The sequence below is a fragment of the Halomonas sp. TA22 genome (assembly GCF_013009075.1).
Lineage (GTDB): Bacteria > Pseudomonadota > Gammaproteobacteria > Pseudomonadales > Halomonadaceae > TA22.
Map to the genome: position 1 here is coordinate 1,935,973 of NZ_CP053108.1, position 16,541 is coordinate 1,952,513.

The following is a 16,541-nucleotide window of genomic DNA, read 5'->3' on the forward strand; positions in this document are numbered from 1 at the left end:
TGCGCCATGCCATCTTCCCTCAAGATCACCCTCACGCGATGCGCACGAACCTTCGCCAATGGCCATACTGCACTCGAGCCGATCGACCTGGAGGTCGAAGCCGGCGAGACGCTGGTGCTGCTGGGCCCTTCCGGCTGTGGCAAGACCACCACGCTGCGCATCATCAGCGGCCTTGAGTCACCCAACCGTGGCGGACAGGTGTGGTTTGACGATCACGATGTCACGGCTCTGCCCATCGAGAAGCGTGATGTGGGCATGGTGTTCCAGAACTATGCGCTGTTTCCCAATATGAATGTCCGCGAGAACATTGCCTATGGCCTCAAGATCAAGCGCCTGACAGCCAGCGAAATTCGGCAACGGGTCGCGCAGGTAATGGAAATGGTCGATCTGGGCGACTTTGCCGAGCGCAGCATCGACAAGCTCTCCGGGGGACAGAAGCAACGCGTGGCGCTGGCCCGCGCCATCGCCGTTCGACCCAGAGTACTGCTATTCGACGAGCCGCTCGCGGCCCTCGACGCCAAGTTGCGAGACCGTCTGCGCCTGGAGATCGGCATGCTGCTGCGCAAGCTCGGCACCACTGCCGTCTATGTCACCCACGATCAGGCCGAGGCAATGGCCCTTGGTGACCGGATCGCGGTAATGCAGCAGGGAAAGATCGCTCAGATCGGCACACCCCGCGAGATCTATCACCAGCCGCAAAGTGCCTTCGTTGCCGATTTCATCGGCTCGAGCAACTGTCTGGAGATATTGGGCAGCGCGCCAGGCGCGGTGCTGGTCACCGGCGGCAAGCTCCCCTCTCCTGGCGCAACGCCGGTTCAGCAGCTCTATTGTCGACCGGAAGATCTCCAGATAGCCGAACCCGAGGGTGCCCATATCCGTGGCCATGTCCTGCAGAGCTTCTTCCTGGGACAGAGCCAGCGACTGCTGGTCGACATCGGCAGCGCTACGCCACTGCAGGTAGACGCGCCCTCGCGCCGGCACTGGCATCACGGCGAGCGCATCGGATTGAACATCGCCTCGGATGCGCTGTTTCATCCACAACTCAAGTCCCGCTCCTTCCCCCCTGCCTCACCGGAGAGCGCCCATGGCTGAGCACGTGTACATCGCCCAGATAAGCGATCCGCATATCAAGGCAGGCGGCAAGCTCTCCTACCGCAGGGTGGATACACAAGCTGCCTTGATCGCCGCCATTCATACACTCAACCATCTTGTTCCCAGGCCCCACCTGCTTCTGATCAGTGGTGACCTGGTGGATTTTGGTCGAGCGGAGGAGTACGCAACGCTACGTGAGGTGCTCGATGGCCTGACGATGCCCTTCTACCTCATCCCAGGTAACCATGATGACCGTACTCATCTGCGCAAGTGCTTCCCTGAACACACCTATCTCACGCAGCACGACGAGTTCCTGCAGTGGACGGTCGATGACTACCCGGTGAGATTGATCGGGCTGGACTCCACGGTCCCAGGCCAGGCGCATGGCGAGCTATGTCTTCGGCGTCTCGAGTGGCTGGATGACAGACTCAACGAGCAGCCGAACACGCCGACACTAATCATGCTTCACCATCACCCCTTCCATAGCGGCATCCAGCACATGGACAGGCAGCCATTGCGCAATGCCAAGGCCTTTGAAGCGGTTCTAATGGGCTATCACAATATCGAACGCGTGCTATGCGGCCATCTGCATAGAAGCATGCAGACCCGTTTTGCCAATACCCTCGCCTGCAGCTGTCCCGGGGTATCCCACCAGGTAGCACTGCAACTCGACCACGACACCCCCCCTGCCTTCGTGATGGAGCCCCCTGGCTATCTGTTGCATCGCTGGTCACCTGAGGGCGACGTGATGACTCACATGGGGTTCGTCGACGGCTTTGCAGGCCCCTATCCCTTTTATGATGAAAACGGATTGATCGACTAAGAGTCGCGCGACCGCCTGGCCATCGATGACCAGTTTCCCGGCGACGACTCGTTGCCCACGAAGGCGTAAACGATAGAATGGAGATGCAGTCACCCTGTCTTCATTTGCGATCGAGGTATCTACCATGAGCGATCCACGCCCCCGGCGAACCATCCGCCGTGTCCTACCGGCCCGCAAGCGCATCGCGCTGATCGCCCATGACGGCAAGAAGGCGGAGCTGCTGGAGTGGGCCACGCAGTGGCGCGAGGCCCTGGCCCAGCACACGCTGATCGGCACCGGCACCACGGCGAGGCGCGTCTCGCAAACCCTGGGACTCCCGGTCTCAGGACTGATGAGCGGTCCCTTGGGGGGCGATCAGCAGATCGGCGCGATGATCACCGAGCAGCGACTCGACATGGTGATATTCTTCTGGGATCCCTTCGCTCCCCAACCCCACGATCCCGATGTCAAGGCACTGCTGCGCCTGGCGGCGCTTTGGAACGTGCCGGTGGCGTGCAATGCGGCAAGCGCCGACTTCATGCTCGGATCCCCCTGGCTGAATCAGGATTACGAGATGGCCATCCCCGATGCCGAGGCCTGGGTCAGCGATCGCACTTCGGAGTGAGACGACGCCAGGTACGCTTTGGATCATCAGCGATGGGCTATGGTGTGATAAGGGATCGGGGCCGCTGCGGCCAGATAAATAACAAGCAAGGAGATGGCGGCATGCGTACTCTACTCGCGCTTCTGTGTATGGCATTGGGGATGGTGGCGGGGCCGGCGCTGGCCCAGACGGGAATGATCCAGGCGGAGCCAATCAGCCGGCCGGAGTTCCCGATTGGGTGGGGGCCGCGCGTGGAGGGCGAGATATTCGAGTACACCACCGGCGGCCAGACCTATCAGGGGTACCTGGCCCGCAATGTCAACGACAACACCCCGCGTCCGGCGGTGTTGGTGGTGCACGAATGGTGGGGACTCAATGACTACGCCAGGACACGCGCCGACCAGTTGGCAGCACTCGGCTTCGTGGCCCTGGCCGTGGACATGTATGGCGGCGGTCAGACCGCGACCCATCCCGAGCAGGCGGGCGAGTTCTCTTCACAAGTGATGCAGGATTGGCCGGAAGCACGCAGCAAGCTCGAGGCCGCCATGAGCCAGCTGCGTGATCACCCCGCCGTGGCAGTTTCGGGCATGGCGGCGATCGGCTACTGCTTTGGCGGCAGCGTGGTAATGAACATGGCGCTTTCCGGCATGCCGCTCGACGCCGCGATCAGCTTCCACGGCAGCCCCACGCAGGCAGTGCATACGCCCCAAGCATTCTCGGGCGCCGTGCAGATTCATAACGGCGCGGCGGACCCCATGGTCACCCGAGAGGAGCTGAGCACCATGGCGCGCACCCTCGAGGCCCAAGGTGCCGAGGTCAAAGTGATCAACTATGTCAATGCCACCCACGCCTTCTCCAATCCCGGTGCCGATGCGCTGGGCGAGGAGTTCGGATTGCCGCTGGGTTACGATGCCGCCGCGGACGCCTCCTCCTGGCAGGCAGCACTGCTGTTGCTGGGTCGGGTACTTAATCCTTAGCGTGTCGTTGATTGGCAAAACCAAGCAAACCCCTTATAGGCTAAATCACCCATAATGGATTTAGAAATTGCTTATAAAATGGTTTATAAAAAAGGCATACGCTTAGGCTAAAAGATTCGTGTTAATGCAATTAAAGAGAGGCTTCACTGAGGTGAAGGTAGCTGGGATCGAAATCTCCAAATTCTTTCAGACGCTCCCAGTCGATAATCGTCAATTGCTTATTGGCCAGACTGATCATCTCCTCCTTGCGAAGCTTCTGCAGTACTCGATTGGTATGCACGACGGTGATCCCCGTGGCGTCTGCCAGTTCGCTCTGGGTCAAGGGGAACTCGATGCAGTTGTGCTGATCCGTGAGACCTGCAGCACGATAACGAATCATCATTTCACAAAAGATATGGGCAATCCGCTTATCTGCCGGACGGCATGTCACATTCACGAACCACTCGCGCATCGTCGACTCTTCAAGTAGCGACGACCAGAAGAAGGCACGTGCAAGGGTATTGTTCTTCTCGAAGATATCTTCGATTTTCTGTCGTGAAAGCAGCGCCATCCTCAACGGTGTAATGGTGCTTACCGAATGGTCCATGTGATCGAGCATGGCGATATGCACATCGCAAAGATCGCCGGGAATCAGATAGCTCATGATGGCTCGCTTGCCATCGGGAAGAATCTTGTAGCGACAGGCCCACCCTTCGAGAATCAAATGGACATATTCAGGCCTTTCATTGACTCGAATGATATCCCTTCCCTGCTTCAATTCTTCCACTCCAACAATAGCATCCCGCAACGATTCTTGATCCTCTTCAGTGAGCGTAAGGTAGTTATCAAGTTTACAAACCAGCGCTTCGATCAAGATAGTAAGTACTCCAGAATTGAGGGATGAAAATGCGGAATGGCCAAGGTAAGACGAGTACAGGCAAGTGAGTGATAGATTAACCGTAGCAGCCCTTAACGCCCAGATCATTAACATTCGGCAATACGCGTTCGGCTTCCCTTCATTACATGCCACGTCGTAAGCTGGGCGGCTGAATGATCACAAGGGACCGGGCATGACTCCTGCCGACACGCTGCGCCTGCTGCTGCTCTCATCGCTCTGGGGGATGTCGTTCATCTTCATGCGGGTTGCCGTGCCTGAGTTCGGCACCGTGCCGCTGATTGCTGTGCGCATGGGCGTGGGTGCACTGCTGCTGTTGCCACTTCTGTTAAGCCTTCGCTATCTGCATCTGGTATGGGAAAACAAGCGTGGGCTATTTCTTCTCGGCCTGGTCAACCATGTGCTGCCCTTCTGCCTGCTGGCGCTGGCGACCACCCGGCTCGAAGCGGGCTTCACCTCGTTGATCAATGCCACCACACCGATTTTCACCGCGCTGCTTGGCGCGTTGTTCTTTACCACCCCGGTAAGGCGCCAGCAGTATCTGGGATTGGCGATAGCGTTGACAGGCGTTTACGTCCTGTCCGCCAACCGGCTGGATTTCGCGCTGGGCGGCGACGGCTGGTTCATTCTCGCCGTGCTCGGCGCCACCTTCTGCTATGGCTTTGCCGGCAACTACTCCAAGACCTACCTGTCGCACCTGCCGGTGCGCGTACTGGCGGCGGGCAGCTCCGCCATGTCGGCGCTGATGCTGCTGGTTCCGGCGATGCTGCTGTGGCCAAGCGAATCGGTCAGCGGCCTGGCCTGGGTCAATGCCTTGGCACTGGCGATATTCAGCACTACCGTAGCGTTTTTGCTCTACTTCGGGCTGCTCTCGAGTGCCGGGGCCACGGCAACCTCCACGGTCACCTTCCTGGTCCCGATCAGCGCTCTGCTGTGGGGCTATCTGCTGCTCGGGGAGGTGCTCAGTATGCAGATCATGCTCGGCATGGCGATCACCCTGGTGGGAACGGCGATCGCCACGCAGAGGGTAAGGCTTCGCCGCCGGCCGCCTTCACAACCTCAGCTATGACACGAACGTGACGTGGAGCCTTGAAGATAAAGCGCCGTCCTAGTCCTAGAAGTGGGGCTTGCGCTTCTCGATGAAGGCGCTCATCCCCTCGCGCTGCTCTTCGCCGGCAAAGCCAAGCGCGAACAGACTGGTCTCAAGCGCCAAGGCAGCATCGAGATCTTGATCCATGCCATCGTGCACCGCCTGCTTGGCAGCGCGGACCGCATGGGGACCATTGCCGGCAAGCTGGCCGGCGAGCTCCTCGGCGTATGCATCGAGATGACCCTGAGGTACGACACGGTTGACCAGGCCGATGCGCAGCGCTTCCTGGGCATCGATCTTGCGACCGGTGGTGACCAGATCGAGCGCCATGGCGGGCCCGACTCGACGCGGTAACCGTTGGGTACCCCCGAAGCCTGGGATCACTCCAAGCAGCACCTCGGGTTGGCCGAACAGCGCATTGTCGCTGGCCACGGCCCAGTCGCAGGCCAGCGCCAGCTCGCACCCGCCACCCAGGCAGTAGCCGTTGACCAAGGCCACCACCGGCACCGGCAGGCGTTCGAGCCGCTTGAGCGTCGCCAGTGCCTGGCTGGCAAACTGGCGCGCCTGCTCGGGGCTCTTGTCGCGCATCTCGGCGATATCGGCACCCGCCACGAAGGACTTTTCTCCGCCACCGGTAATCAGCACGCCGCGCAAATCGTCTCGCATCTCAAGTGTCGCCAGGGTGGCGTCCAGCTCGGTAATGACGGCGCTATTCAAGGCATTCAGCGCCTTGGGGCGGTCGATGGTCAGCCGCACCACGCCGGCCTTCTCGGTCACCTGAATCAACGTATCGCTCATGACTTGCTCATCCTTGTCTAGGGTTATCTGGCTCCCGTCAACCCTAGCGAACGCTAGGTTGGGCGACAATCACGCTTTTGTCGTGCCCTCGGCGGCCTCCCCCGCGACATCGTCGTAATAGGCGATACGAGCTTCCTCCTCGCGGGGCGGACCGGCCAAGGGCTCGGCGACCTCGATCTCCGGCACCGCGTCGGAGAGATCCTCGACATGCTCATGCTCGGTTGCGCCCTGGATCAGCTCTTCGGTCACCGCGAGTTCGGCACCCGCCGACGACATGGGCGTAGAGGGCGCGAACGGTGCCACCGGAATCGGCGCCGGACGCACGCTGCGTCGCCAGCCGAAGAAGGCCACCATGCCGATACTCATCGCGCCGAAGGCCCAGAACAGCCCGGCGTCACCCACGGCTTCCATGATCGGTGAAATCAGTGAGGGACTCACGGTGGAGCCGATGGCATTGATCAGCAGCAGGCCTTGGCTCATGCGTACCAGGGCGCCTGCCGGGGCGCGGTCCGCCGCGTGGCTGACCGCCACCGGATAGAGGGCGAACACGCCACCACCGAGCAGGAAAAGCAAGCCCGCCAGCATCCAGGTGTTCAGCGGCAACAGCAGCATGCCGGCCGATATCAAGGCACAGAAGGTGCCGATCAGGATCAGTACCATCTGACGATCGTGGCGATCGGACCAGCGCCCGATGGGGTATTGCAGCAGCATCGCCCCTAGAATCACCACGGCCATCATCTGGCCGATCTGATTTACCGTCAGGCCAACACGCTGAAGATAGAGCGGCAGTAGCGAATAGACGGCAGCCACCGCCAGCCCCGAGCCAAAGCTGCCCATGACACCGGTGGGCGTCAGGGTGATCAGTCGCATCGGCGAGAGCGGTTCGGCGTGTTCGATCAGTGGCGACACCCTGGGGATCATCGCCATGGGCAATACGGAGAGCGACGCCAGCAAGCCGATGACCATGAACGGCACCGTTTCGCCGGCAGCGTCAGTGACGCCCAGCAGCAGCTGACCGATGACCCCCGCCGCGTAGAGCGAGATCATGTAGAGCGCCAACAGGCGACCGCGCACCTTCTGGTCACCGGAGGTGAGCAGCCAACTCTCGATGACCAGATAGACCCCAACGGTGGCCCAGCCACCGATCAGCCGTAGCCCGAACCACCAGAACGCATCGAGCCACAGTCCCTGCAGCAGCACGGTCACCGCCACCAATGAGGCAAAGGTGCCGTAGGCGCGGATATGGCCGATGCGCAGCAGTAGTCGGTCGTTGAACACCGCCCCCAGCGCCAGGCCGATGAAGTAGGCCGACGACACCCAGCCGATCACCACCGCGGACTCCCCCGCCGCATCGAGCCGCAGGGTGATCAGCGTGGCCAGAAAGCCATTGCCGATGCCGAGAATAAAAAGCCCCAGCAGGGGAGCCAGGGCCATGGCCAGCAGATGGCGAGACATGCGCGGTGCCTATATCAAGATGGGTGTTGGAAGCAGGCGACTTCGCCATACAGCGTTGGCGTTCGCAAGGCAAGTGCTGGGAAATCGCGCCGCGAATATACGCCCAGCATAGGCGACAGCCAAGCGTTTTCGCCAGCTTGCCGATGATTTTGCTGATCGAGTGTTGGTCAGGCGCGCTACCCCCCGGTTTTGTGCAGTATCGCCACGTCGGCCGCGGGAAATGTCACACGCATATCGAGATGCTCGGCAAGCCACGCGAAGCTCGCCTCGCTGAAGAAGCTCACATGGGTCGGGTCGAGAATATAGTGCCAGTGGGCGAACGCCTCCGGCGTACCGGCACGCTTGGTCATGATCCCAAGCCAACCGCCGGGACGCAGCAATGCGGCGAGCCGCGCGAACTCGCGGCCGGGCTCGAACATGTGCTCGACCACCTCGGTGGCGGTGACGAAATCGTAGCGCCGCTCGAGCACGCTGCCGTCGGGAGCGAAGAAAGGATCGTAGATCGCCATCGAGTGACCGGCCTCCTCGAACATCACTGACAGCGTCGGGCCGGGGCCGGCACCAAAATCCAATCCCTCGGCACCAGGCGCTAGCCGCTCGAGCAGAGGATCGAACAGCCGTGAGAGAAAGCGCCGGTAACCCGGGTCGTCGGGAGAGTTCTGGTGCTGGTCGTAGACAGCGCGCTCCTGCTCGGGACCAATGCGATACGCCGCTGGCACGAAGACCAGCTCGCAGCGCCCGCAGCGGTGATAATCGCGCCGCGCATCGCGGTGATAAAGCGCCGTCGTGCAAGAGGTGCATAGCGGGCAGCACTGAGTCATCGTATCCTCTGGGCAAGAATTACTTATGGGAGACGTACATGCTGTCAGGTCTGGATCACCTGGTCATTACCGTGACCGATATTCCGCGCGCCGTGGACTTCTATAGCCGCGTGCTCGATCTCGAGGTGCGCTATCGCGACAACGAGCGCGTCGACCTGCTGCTCGGTGACATGGCGCTACGCCTTCACCGGCATGACACCCCGGCCACCCCCAAGGCCGCCACGCCGACTCCCGGCAGCGTGGATCTCTGCTTTCGCAGCCTGCTGCCGCTGGAGGAGGTGAGCCAGCACCTAGATGCCCTTGAGATCGCCATCGAGCTCGGCCCGGTCAGGCGCGAGGGCGCCAGCGGACTCATCGACTCACTCTATCTTCGCGACCCCGACGGCAACCTACTGGAGATCTGTCGCGCCGTGCGGTGATGGCATTGGGCGACCAGCCGGGTATCATTGTGCCAATACGTCTTCGCTGATCATCGAAAAGGACGCGCCATGAACGAACCCTCGACACCCAGCGACGCGGCAGTCGCCACCCAGGCCAAGGGCCCCGATACCACCATGGCGATGGTGGTCTATGGCCTCTACCTGGCGAGCTTCCTGGTCGGCTTCACCTCGCTGATCGGCGTGGTGATCGCCTACCTCTACAGAGGCAAGGGGCCTGAGTGGCTCGATGAACACTACCGTTATCAGATCCGCACGTTCTGGATCGGCCTGCTCTACGGGTTCATTTCGCTCGTCTTGAGTCTGTTCGGCATAGGGCTACTATTGATGGTTGCCCTTGCAGTATGGCTGGTCGTGCGCTGCGTCAAGGGCTTCAAGGGACTCCAGGAGAAGCGAGCGCCCAGCAACGTGGATACTTGGCTGATCTGATCCTCCATGAGCCGACACGATACTGCACTCTCCACTCTCCAGGCGCGCGCCATCGTCGGGCTATGGCGCCGCCTGGCTGGCCGGCGCCTGACGACGCTGTGGCGCCTGGCCCGCTATGGCGGCCCGCTGGTGCACCGCTTCAGCCGTCGCGAGCGCGAGGTGACCGAGATCAACCTCGCCGAGGTGTATCCGAACCAGGAAAAGCAGGCGCGTCAGCGCCTGGCCCGCGATAGCCTGACCCACTCCACCGCCACCATGTTCGAGCTGGGCTTTGCGTGGATGGCCATGCCCGAGCGGGTCGAGGCCGCGATCGTCGAGGTGCACGGTCGGGAATTGCTCGACGAGGCCCGCGCCGAGGAGCGCGGCGTGATCGTGCTGGCCCCCCATTTCGGCAACTGGGAAGTGCTCAACTTCTGGCTGTCGAGCCACTTCCCCTTCACCGCCATGTACGAGCCGCCCAAGATCGCCGAACTCGACCCGGTGATTCGTCACGGTCGCGAGCGCATGGGCGCAAGTCTGGTACCCACCAACCCACGTGGTGTGGCCGCTTTGCTCAAGGCACTAAAGCGCTGCGAGGCGGTGGGCATCCTGCCCGATCAGGAGCCCGACTGGGGCAGTGGTGTCTTCGCCCCCTTCTATGAACGTCAGGCCTATACCGCTACCCTGTTGCCCAAGCTGGTGGCGCGTACCCAGGCGCGGGTCGTTACCGGCGTGGCCAGGCGCCTGCCAGGGCGCGGCTTCGCCATTCACTTCTTGGCAGCCGATGCGCGCGTCTACGAGCAGGACGACATGCTTTCGGCCACCGGTGTGAATGCCTGCGTGGAGAGTGCCATCGCCCTCGACCCGGCCCAGTACCAGTGGGAGTACAAGCGCTACCGCAAGGTGATTCAAGAGCAGGAGGGCCACCCCGACCACGCCTCCTTCCGCCTCTACTGAGCGGTGCCGCCTGCGGCAGAGTATGCGATACCTGGGCGTTCCTGGCCCATGGCGCGGGCGCCACGCCGGGCTCGATCAGCGTGAGTGAGGCAATCTTGCTTCGTGGGTCATCATCGAGTCCACGCGCCCTCCCTGTGTCAAAACCTTAAAAAAGCAAAATCTTATATACCACTGATAATAGACCAATGAACGAGACTTAACACTTCCGTTTCACTCCACCACGCCTTGCGACCCCTCCCCCCTTCCCCTAAGCTTGACGCAATTCGCTTGACGGGGTGCCGGTGGAACCGGCTGAGATCGCCATACGACACAATGCTGTCGTCACGGCGGGGCCCGTTGAACCTGATCTGGCTAGGACCAGCGTAGGGATCAAGCGACAGGCAATCAGGCCATGCGGCCTACCCCTGTCCCCCCAGCTGTCCTCCCTGAAAAACGCATAACCCAAGGGAGAACACCCATGAGTAAGACCGCCCACTTCCTCGCCGAGACCGCACAGGTCGATGAGGCCGCGATCAAACCACTGCCAGGCTCGCGCAAGATCTACATCGAGGGCTCGCGCCCCGACATCCGCGTGCCGTTCCGCGAGATCTCGCTTTCGCCGACGCGCACTTCCGGCGCCGATGAGGAGAACCCGCCGCTACTGGTCTACGACACCTCCGGCCCCTACTCCGACCCGGACACCGCCATCGACCTGCGTCGCGGCCTGCCCGAGCTGCGCCGCACCTGGATCGAGGCGCGCGGCGATATCGAATTCCTTGATGGTCCTACCAGCGAGTACGGCCGACGTCGCGCCAATGATCCCACCCTCGCACAGCTGCGCTTCGACCTGACCCGCACGCCCCGCCGTGCCAAGGAGGGAAAGAACGTCACCCAGTTGCACTACGCCCGCCAGGGAATCATCACCCCGGAGATGGAATTTATCGCCATCCGAGAAAACCAGCGCCGGCAAGCACTGGGCACCGAAGAGGTGGAGCGCATTCTCGGCCACCAGCATCCGGGCCAGGGCTTCGGCGCCCGCCTGCCCGAGGAGATCACACCCGAATTCGTGCGTGCCGAGGTGGCCGCCGGTCGCGCCATCATTCCCTGCAACATCAACCACCCGGAATCGGAGCCGATGATCATCGGTCGCAACTTCCTGGTGAAGATCAACGGCAACCTGGGCAACTCGGCGGTGACCTCGTCCATCGAGGAGGAGGTAGACAAGATGACCTGGGGCATCCGCTGGGGCGCGGACACCATCATGGACCTCTCCACCGGCCAGAACATCCACGAGACTCGCGAGTGGATCATCCGCAACGCCCCGGTACCCATCGGTACGGTGCCGATCTACCAGGCGCTGGAGAAAGTCAATGGCGTGGCCGAGGACCTCACCTGGGAGGTATTTCGCGATACCCTGATCGAGCAGGCCGAACAGGGCGTGGACTACTTCACCATCCACGCCGGGGTGCTGCTGCGCTACGTGCCGCTCACCGCCAAGCGCGTCACCGGCATCGTCTCCCGCGGCGGTTCGATCATGGCCAAGTGGTGTCTCTTCCACCACCAGGAGAGCTTTCTCTATACCCACTTCGAGGAGATCTGCGAGATCTGCAAGCGCTACGATGTCGCCTTCTCGCTGGGTGACGGCCTGCGCCCCGGCTCGGTGGCCGACGCCAACGACGAGGCGCAGATGGCCGAGCTCAAGACCCTGGGGGAGCTGACCCATATCGCCTGGAAGCACGACGTTCAGGTGATGATCGAGGGCCCCGGCCATGTTCCCATGCACCTGGTCAAGGAGAACATGGACAAGCAGCTCGAGTACTGTGACGAGGCGCCCTTCTACACCCTGGGCCCGTTGGTCACCGACATCGCACCGGGCTACGACCACATCACCTCCGGCATTGGTGCGGCCATGATCGGCTGGTACGGCTGTGCCATGCTCTGCTACGTGACGCCCAAGGAGCACCTCGGCCTGCCCAACAAGGACGACGTGAAGACCGGCATCATCACCTACAAGATCGCCGCGCATGCTGCCGACCTGGCCAAGGGGCATCCTGCTGCACAAAGGCGTGACAACGCGCTGTCCAAGGCACGCTTCGAGTTCCGCTGGGAGGATCAGTTCAATCTCGGCCTGGATCCGGACACGGCCCGGGAATACCACGACGAGACGCTGCCCAAGGACTCGGCCAAGGTGGCCCATTTTTGCTCCATGTGCGGACCCAAGTTCTGCTCGATGAAGATCAGCCAGGAAGTACGCGATTACGCTCGGGACAACGGCCTCGATGGCGACCAGGAAGCGGTAATGCGCGGGATGGAGGCGCAGGCGGAGAAGTTCAGGCAGGCGGGAGCGGAACTCTACAAGGAAGTTTAAACCGCGCCCTACGACATCGCCCCCGCCACTGACGTGGCGGGGGCGATGTCATTCAAATACAACGTAACGACTAGAAGCGGTAGCGCAGGCCGACACTGGCCGCATCGAAGGTGTAATCGGACTTGTCGAGATAGCGCATGTAATCGGCACCCAGCGCCAGGTTGGGCGTCAGGTCAAATTCAGCACCCGCCCCATAGGAGAGTCCACTGGTGCGGTCGATGTCGAAATCCACCTCGGTCAGACCGGCAAGGCCGTAAAGGCGAACCTCGTCTGCGATGGGCAGGATGCCCTTGGCATAGGCGCCGACCAGATATTCGAGTTCGGCCGGGCCATCGGAGCCGCCGCCGCCCACATGACCTTCGAGGGCAAAGTAATCGTTGAACTGGGCACCACCGCGCAGGCGCAGGCCGACATCGTCACGGCTCGGGCCGCGGTCGGGATTGAGATCCCAGAACATGGCGTCGCCACCGATATAGCCTTGGGGATAGAACGTCTGCGCCTGCTGGGCGTGAGCACTACCGGCGAAGAGTAGAGCAGAAGCTGCCGCAACAGAAACGGAAGAGATCGCAAGCTTTTTCATGTTCGTCACCCTGGTTTAAAAACGGTGTTTCTTAACCTGGGGGCAGTGTGATTCACTTCTCTTCTAAAGGCAAATGTGGGTGATGCATTTGCACACTCTTTGCTGACCATGTCGCTCAGGCGCGACGTGACAGGCTAAGTAGAATGATGCCACCAAGCACGATTGCCCCACCCATAAGCTGCATCGGCCCGAGCATCTGCCCCAACACGACATAGCCCAGCATCAGCGAGGCGACCGGCTCGATATTCATCACCGGCGCGTTGCGCGCCATGTTGAGCCGCGGCAATGATATGAACAGAACCGAGAAGCCTATCCCGTAGAGCAGTGCCAACGCAACGAGGCCGCTCCAACCACTGGCACTCGACGGCAGCGCAAGGCCCCCGGGCAACATGTCAGTCAACCCCGCAATCACCATGCAGATGAATACCATGCCCATGGTGAGAAAGGTACGCAGTGAATTGCTCACGCCGGTCAAGCGGTGGTCGGTGATCCACAGCGCGCAGGAGAAGACCGTGGCCGCGCCAAGGCCGAAGGCAACACCCGTCAGCCACTGATCTCCCATTGCTTCAGGCGAGTCCAGCCAGGCCGGCACGTCGAGCACCACCACCAGGCCGACCAAGATGATCGCCATGATCAAGGTGGCGCGCAGCGTCGGCCGCGGCCCGCCCAGCGCCCAGATCAACAGCGCTAGCATGATCGGAAAGGTGTTCATCAACAGCAGCGCCACTGCCACCGGTATGCGCGCCACCGCCGAGTAGAGAAATACGCTCTGCAGGGTGATCAGCAGTCCCACGCCGAGCTGCCATGGCCAGCTTCCGGCAGGCAGGCGCAACGGCTGGCGCTGGGCGATGAGCAGTAGTGCCAGCACTCCCATGGCCAGTGCCGAACGCGACATGATCGCCAGCAGCAGACCGGTGCCGTCATCGAAGGCAAGCCGCGCGGCAACGTGGTTGGCGGCAAACATGCAGGCTACTCCCATCAGCAGAGCGATGGCGAGATGACGAGGAAAGGGAGTGGCGCTTACGGCTAGGCCGTGGGGAGTCTTCATAGGTCGCTCTAAATGAGTAGCATGCTAACACAGTGCTGCTATCCAACTATATAAGTTGCCGCGAATCCATCCTTGCTAGGCGAAAGGATAAGACGCAGCTCCTCTGATCCAGGTCATTGAAACGCGCAACGGCTGCATTCGCACCTTTAGCGGCGGGCCCCGTCGCCGATATGTGAAGGAAACACCCCTACGATTCATTTGATTGAGAGCGCTCATGACGCATCTATTTCATCGCATTTCCATCGGTCGCAAATTCATGCTCGCCCTGGCGCTGCCGATGCTGGCCATGCTCTATTTTGCCCTGAATGGCATCCTCGAGCGGCAGCAGGTTGTCAATGAGATGACCCAGCTCCAGACGCTCACTACGCTGGCCCAACAAGCCGGCGCGTTAGTGCATGAAGTGCAGCGCGAACGCGGCATGACCTCAGGATTTCTGGGCAGCGATGGCAGGAACTTTCGCGATGAGCTGAACCAGCAGCGCCCCGCCACCGAACGCCAGATGGCGTCATTTCGCACCCACCTCGAGGGGCTGGAGCTTGCCGAGTTGGATGCCGAACTCGTGACACGCATCGAGACGGCGAATCGCCATCTCGACGAGACCCCATCCATGCGCCGCCAAGTCGATGGCCTGGCGGTGCCCACTGCCCAGGCCATCGCGCACTACACGCGCATCAACAGCGAGCTGATGGATCTGGTGGGGCGGCTTGGGCATACCACCCGCCAGGCCAGCGTCTCGCAGCCACTGGCGGCGTACTATACCCTGCTCGAGGCCAAGGACCTTGCCGGCATCGAACGTGCCTTGCTCTCCAATGTCTTTGGGGCCGACCGTATCGAGCCGGCGATACTGCAGCGGTTGATGGTCATGATCGGCGAAGAGGCGGCGTTTCTGGAGAGCTTCGCCACCCTGACCACCGACACCATGCGCGAGCGTCTGTCTGCCGCCCTGGCAGGCCAAGAAATGAAGCGCCTGGCGGCGTTGCGCGAACTGGTCATACAGCGCGCCGATCAGGGGGACTTCGGCATCGATCCGCAGCAGTGGTTCGATCAGCAGACGGTCAAGATCGGGCGCCTCAAGACGCTCGAGGATGAGGTGACCGCAGAGGTCCTGTCCACGGCCAGCGCGTTACGCCAGAGCGCCCAGCAAGACCTGATGCAGTATCTGGCGATTGCGCTGGTGGCCATGGGATTGGCGTCACTGCTGGCAGCACTCACCGTCCGCAGCATCGTGCTGCCGCTCAAGCGCAGCCTCGAGGAGATCTCCCAGCGTGGCGGCGACCTGACCCAGCGCCTGGCGGTGCCGGGCTCGGATGAGCTGTCGAAGCTCTATCTCGCCTTCAACGGCTCCACCACCGATACCGAGCGCCTGGTCACCAGTATCAAGCAGAGTGCCCTATCGATCGAGGTCGCCAGCGGCGAGATTGCCCTGGGCAATCAGGACCTGGCGCAGCGCACCGAGGAGCAGTCGGCATCGCTGGTCGAGACCGCCTCGAGCATGGAGCAGATCACCGCCACAGTTCGCCAGAACGCCGACAATGCCCGCCAGGCCCACAGTATGTCGGAACAGGTGGTCGGCGAGGCGCGCCAGGCAAGCGAGATCGCCGATCAGGCACGTCAGGCGATGAGCGTGATCCATGAAGCCAATCGACAAGTGAGCGCGATCGTCAGCGCCATCGATGCCATCGCCTTCCAGACCAATCTGCTGGCCCTCAACGCCTCGGTGGAAGCGGCACGGGCTGGCGAGCATGGCCGGGGTTTTGCTGTGGTCGCCTCGGAGGTGCGTGGCCTTGCCAGTCGCAGCGCCAGTGAGGCCGAGCGGATCCGCGAGTTGATCTCCCACAACGTCTCCACCATCGAGGAGGGTGGCAAGCTGGTAGCCACCACCAACGATACCCTGAGCTCGATCACCGAACGCGTCGATGCGATGGCAAGGCTGGTCTCCAATATTTCGGAGGCCACCATCGAGCAGTCAGCGGGCATTGAGCAGATCAATCAGGCCATGGTGCAGCTGGAGGAAGTCACGCAGCAGAATGCCGCGCTGGTCGAGCAGGTCGCCGCTGCCAGCAAATCCCTGGATGAGCAGGCCGTGGAGATGACCGGCATCGTCGGCCAGTTCAAGGTCAGCGAGTTGCAGGAGTTAACGCGGCAAAAAAACTCGGAAACACCGGCCAGGATCGCCTCAATGCCGCAACCACACGCGCTTGGCAGCTGGTAATGTCAGAGAATCGAAACGCCACGGCATGCAAGGGAAGGA

The 16,541-nt window shown here is 61.7% G+C and carries 16 protein-coding genes and 1 riboswitch; of the genes, 10 read left to right on the forward strand and 6 right to left on the reverse strand.

Going from position 1 to position 16,541, the window contains the following annotated elements:
- The first annotated feature begins 6 nt into the window (after nucleotides 1–6).
- The 4 genes from HJD22_RS09025 to HJD22_RS09040 all read left to right on the forward strand — a co-directional run bounded on the left by HJD22_RS09025 (nucleotide 7) and on the right by HJD22_RS09040 (nucleotide 3,475).
- On the forward strand, nucleotides 7–1,092 hold the full coding sequence (locus HJD22_RS09025) for an ABC transporter ATP-binding protein (protein WP_208655855.1): 1,086 nt from the start codon (nucleotides 7–9) through the stop codon (nucleotides 1,090–1,092).
- Nucleotides 1,085–1,915: a phosphodiesterase gene (locus tag HJD22_RS09030; RefSeq protein ID WP_208655856.1), complete on the forward strand. Its 831-nt coding sequence runs from the start codon at nucleotides 1,085–1,087 to the stop codon at nucleotides 1,913–1,915. Before HJD22_RS09025 ends, HJD22_RS09030 begins: the two co-directional genes overlap by 8 nt.
- Nucleotides 1,916–2,039: 124 nt before the next feature.
- Nucleotides 2,040–2,519 carry a methylglyoxal synthase gene (locus HJD22_RS09035; RefSeq protein WP_208655857.1) on the forward strand — a complete coding sequence of 160 codons (480 nt, stop codon included), beginning with the start codon at nucleotides 2,040–2,042 and terminating at the stop codon, nucleotides 2,517–2,519.
- A 101-nt stretch (nucleotides 2,520–2,620) separates the two neighbouring features.
- Nucleotides 2,621–3,475, forward strand: coding sequence for a dienelactone hydrolase family protein (locus HJD22_RS09040; protein WP_208655858.1), 855 nt, complete (start codon nucleotides 2,621–2,623; stop codon nucleotides 3,473–3,475).
- A gap of 130 nt (nucleotides 3,476–3,605) precedes the next feature.
- Here the strand turns inward: HJD22_RS09040 and HJD22_RS09045 are convergent, their stop codons facing one another.
- Nucleotides 3,606–4,328 (reverse strand): Crp/Fnr family transcriptional regulator, encoded by a 723-nt coding sequence (locus HJD22_RS09045; protein ID WP_248730188.1) that lies wholly within the window; start codon nucleotides 4,326–4,328, stop codon nucleotides 3,606–3,608.
- Nucleotides 4,329–4,524: 196 nt separating this feature from the next.
- On the opposite strand from HJD22_RS09045, the gene HJD22_RS09050 reads away from it, so the two are divergent.
- The gene (locus HJD22_RS09050) at nucleotides 4,525–5,418 is read left to right on the forward strand and encodes a DMT family transporter (protein WP_208655860.1); all 894 of its coding nucleotides are present in this window, start codon (nucleotides 4,525–4,527) and stop codon (nucleotides 5,416–5,418) included.
- A gap of 45 nt (nucleotides 5,419–5,463) precedes the next feature.
- Here HJD22_RS09050 and HJD22_RS09055 read toward each other — a convergent pair whose 3' ends face one another.
- The 3 genes from HJD22_RS09055 to HJD22_RS09065 all read right to left on the reverse strand — a co-directional run bounded on the left by HJD22_RS09055 (nucleotide 5,464) and on the right by HJD22_RS09065 (nucleotide 8,513).
- Nucleotides 5,464–6,237: an enoyl-CoA hydratase/isomerase family protein gene (locus tag HJD22_RS09055; protein WP_208655861.1), complete on the reverse strand. Its 774-nt coding sequence runs from the start codon at nucleotides 6,235–6,237 to the stop codon at nucleotides 5,464–5,466.
- A 69-nt stretch (nucleotides 6,238–6,306) separates the two neighbouring features.
- Nucleotides 6,307–7,692 (reverse strand): MFS transporter, encoded by a 1,386-nt coding sequence (locus tag HJD22_RS09060; RefSeq protein WP_208655862.1) that lies wholly within the window; start codon nucleotides 7,690–7,692, stop codon nucleotides 6,307–6,309.
- A gap of 176 nt (nucleotides 7,693–7,868) precedes the next feature.
- Complete coding sequence (locus HJD22_RS09065; RefSeq protein ID WP_208655863.1) at nucleotides 7,869–8,513, reverse strand: class I SAM-dependent methyltransferase; 645 nt, start codon at nucleotides 8,511–8,513, stop codon at nucleotides 7,869–7,871.
- Between the two features lie 38 nt (nucleotides 8,514–8,551).
- On the opposite strand from HJD22_RS09065, the gene HJD22_RS09070 reads away from it, so the two are divergent.
- The 4 genes from HJD22_RS09070 (at nucleotide 8,552) to thiC (ending at nucleotide 12,662) form a co-directional block, all read left to right on the forward strand.
- A complete protein-coding gene (locus HJD22_RS09070; protein WP_208655864.1) occupies nucleotides 8,552–8,932 on the forward strand; it encodes a VOC family protein in 381 nt (126 codons plus the stop codon).
- A 69-nt stretch (nucleotides 8,933–9,001) separates the two neighbouring features.
- A complete protein-coding gene (locus HJD22_RS09075) occupies nucleotides 9,002–9,379 on the forward strand; it encodes a DUF4870 domain-containing protein (protein ID WP_208655865.1) in 378 nt (125 codons plus the stop codon).
- A 6-nt stretch (nucleotides 9,380–9,385) separates the two neighbouring features.
- Entirely contained in the window at nucleotides 9,386–10,315 is a 930-nt protein-coding gene (locus HJD22_RS09080; RefSeq protein WP_208655866.1) for a lysophospholipid acyltransferase family protein, read from the forward strand.
- 261 nt (nucleotides 10,316–10,576) lie between these two features.
- A riboswitch (TPP riboswitch) is annotated at nucleotides 10,577–10,701 on the forward strand.
- A gap of 71 nt (nucleotides 10,702–10,772) precedes the next feature.
- Nucleotides 10,773–12,662, forward strand: coding sequence for a phosphomethylpyrimidine synthase ThiC (gene thiC / locus HJD22_RS09085; protein ID WP_208655867.1), 1,890 nt, complete (start codon nucleotides 10,773–10,775; stop codon nucleotides 12,660–12,662).
- A 70-nt stretch (nucleotides 12,663–12,732) separates the two neighbouring features.
- On the opposite strand, the gene HJD22_RS09090 is transcribed toward thiC, so the two are convergent.
- A complete protein-coding gene (locus tag HJD22_RS09090) occupies nucleotides 12,733–13,242 on the reverse strand; it encodes a porin family protein (protein ID WP_208655868.1) in 510 nt (169 codons plus the stop codon).
- Between the two features lie 115 nt (nucleotides 13,243–13,357).
- Nucleotides 13,358–14,290, reverse strand: coding sequence for a DMT family transporter (locus HJD22_RS09095; RefSeq protein WP_208655869.1), 933 nt, complete (start codon nucleotides 14,288–14,290; stop codon nucleotides 13,358–13,360).
- 214 nt (nucleotides 14,291–14,504) lie between these two features.
- Here HJD22_RS09095 and HJD22_RS09100 point away from each other — a divergent pair, with 214 nt between their 5' ends.
- Nucleotides 14,505–16,502: a methyl-accepting chemotaxis protein gene (locus HJD22_RS09100; RefSeq protein ID WP_208655870.1), complete on the forward strand. Its 1,998-nt coding sequence runs from the start codon at nucleotides 14,505–14,507 to the stop codon at nucleotides 16,500–16,502.
- Nucleotides 16,503–16,541: the final 39 nt, after the last annotated feature.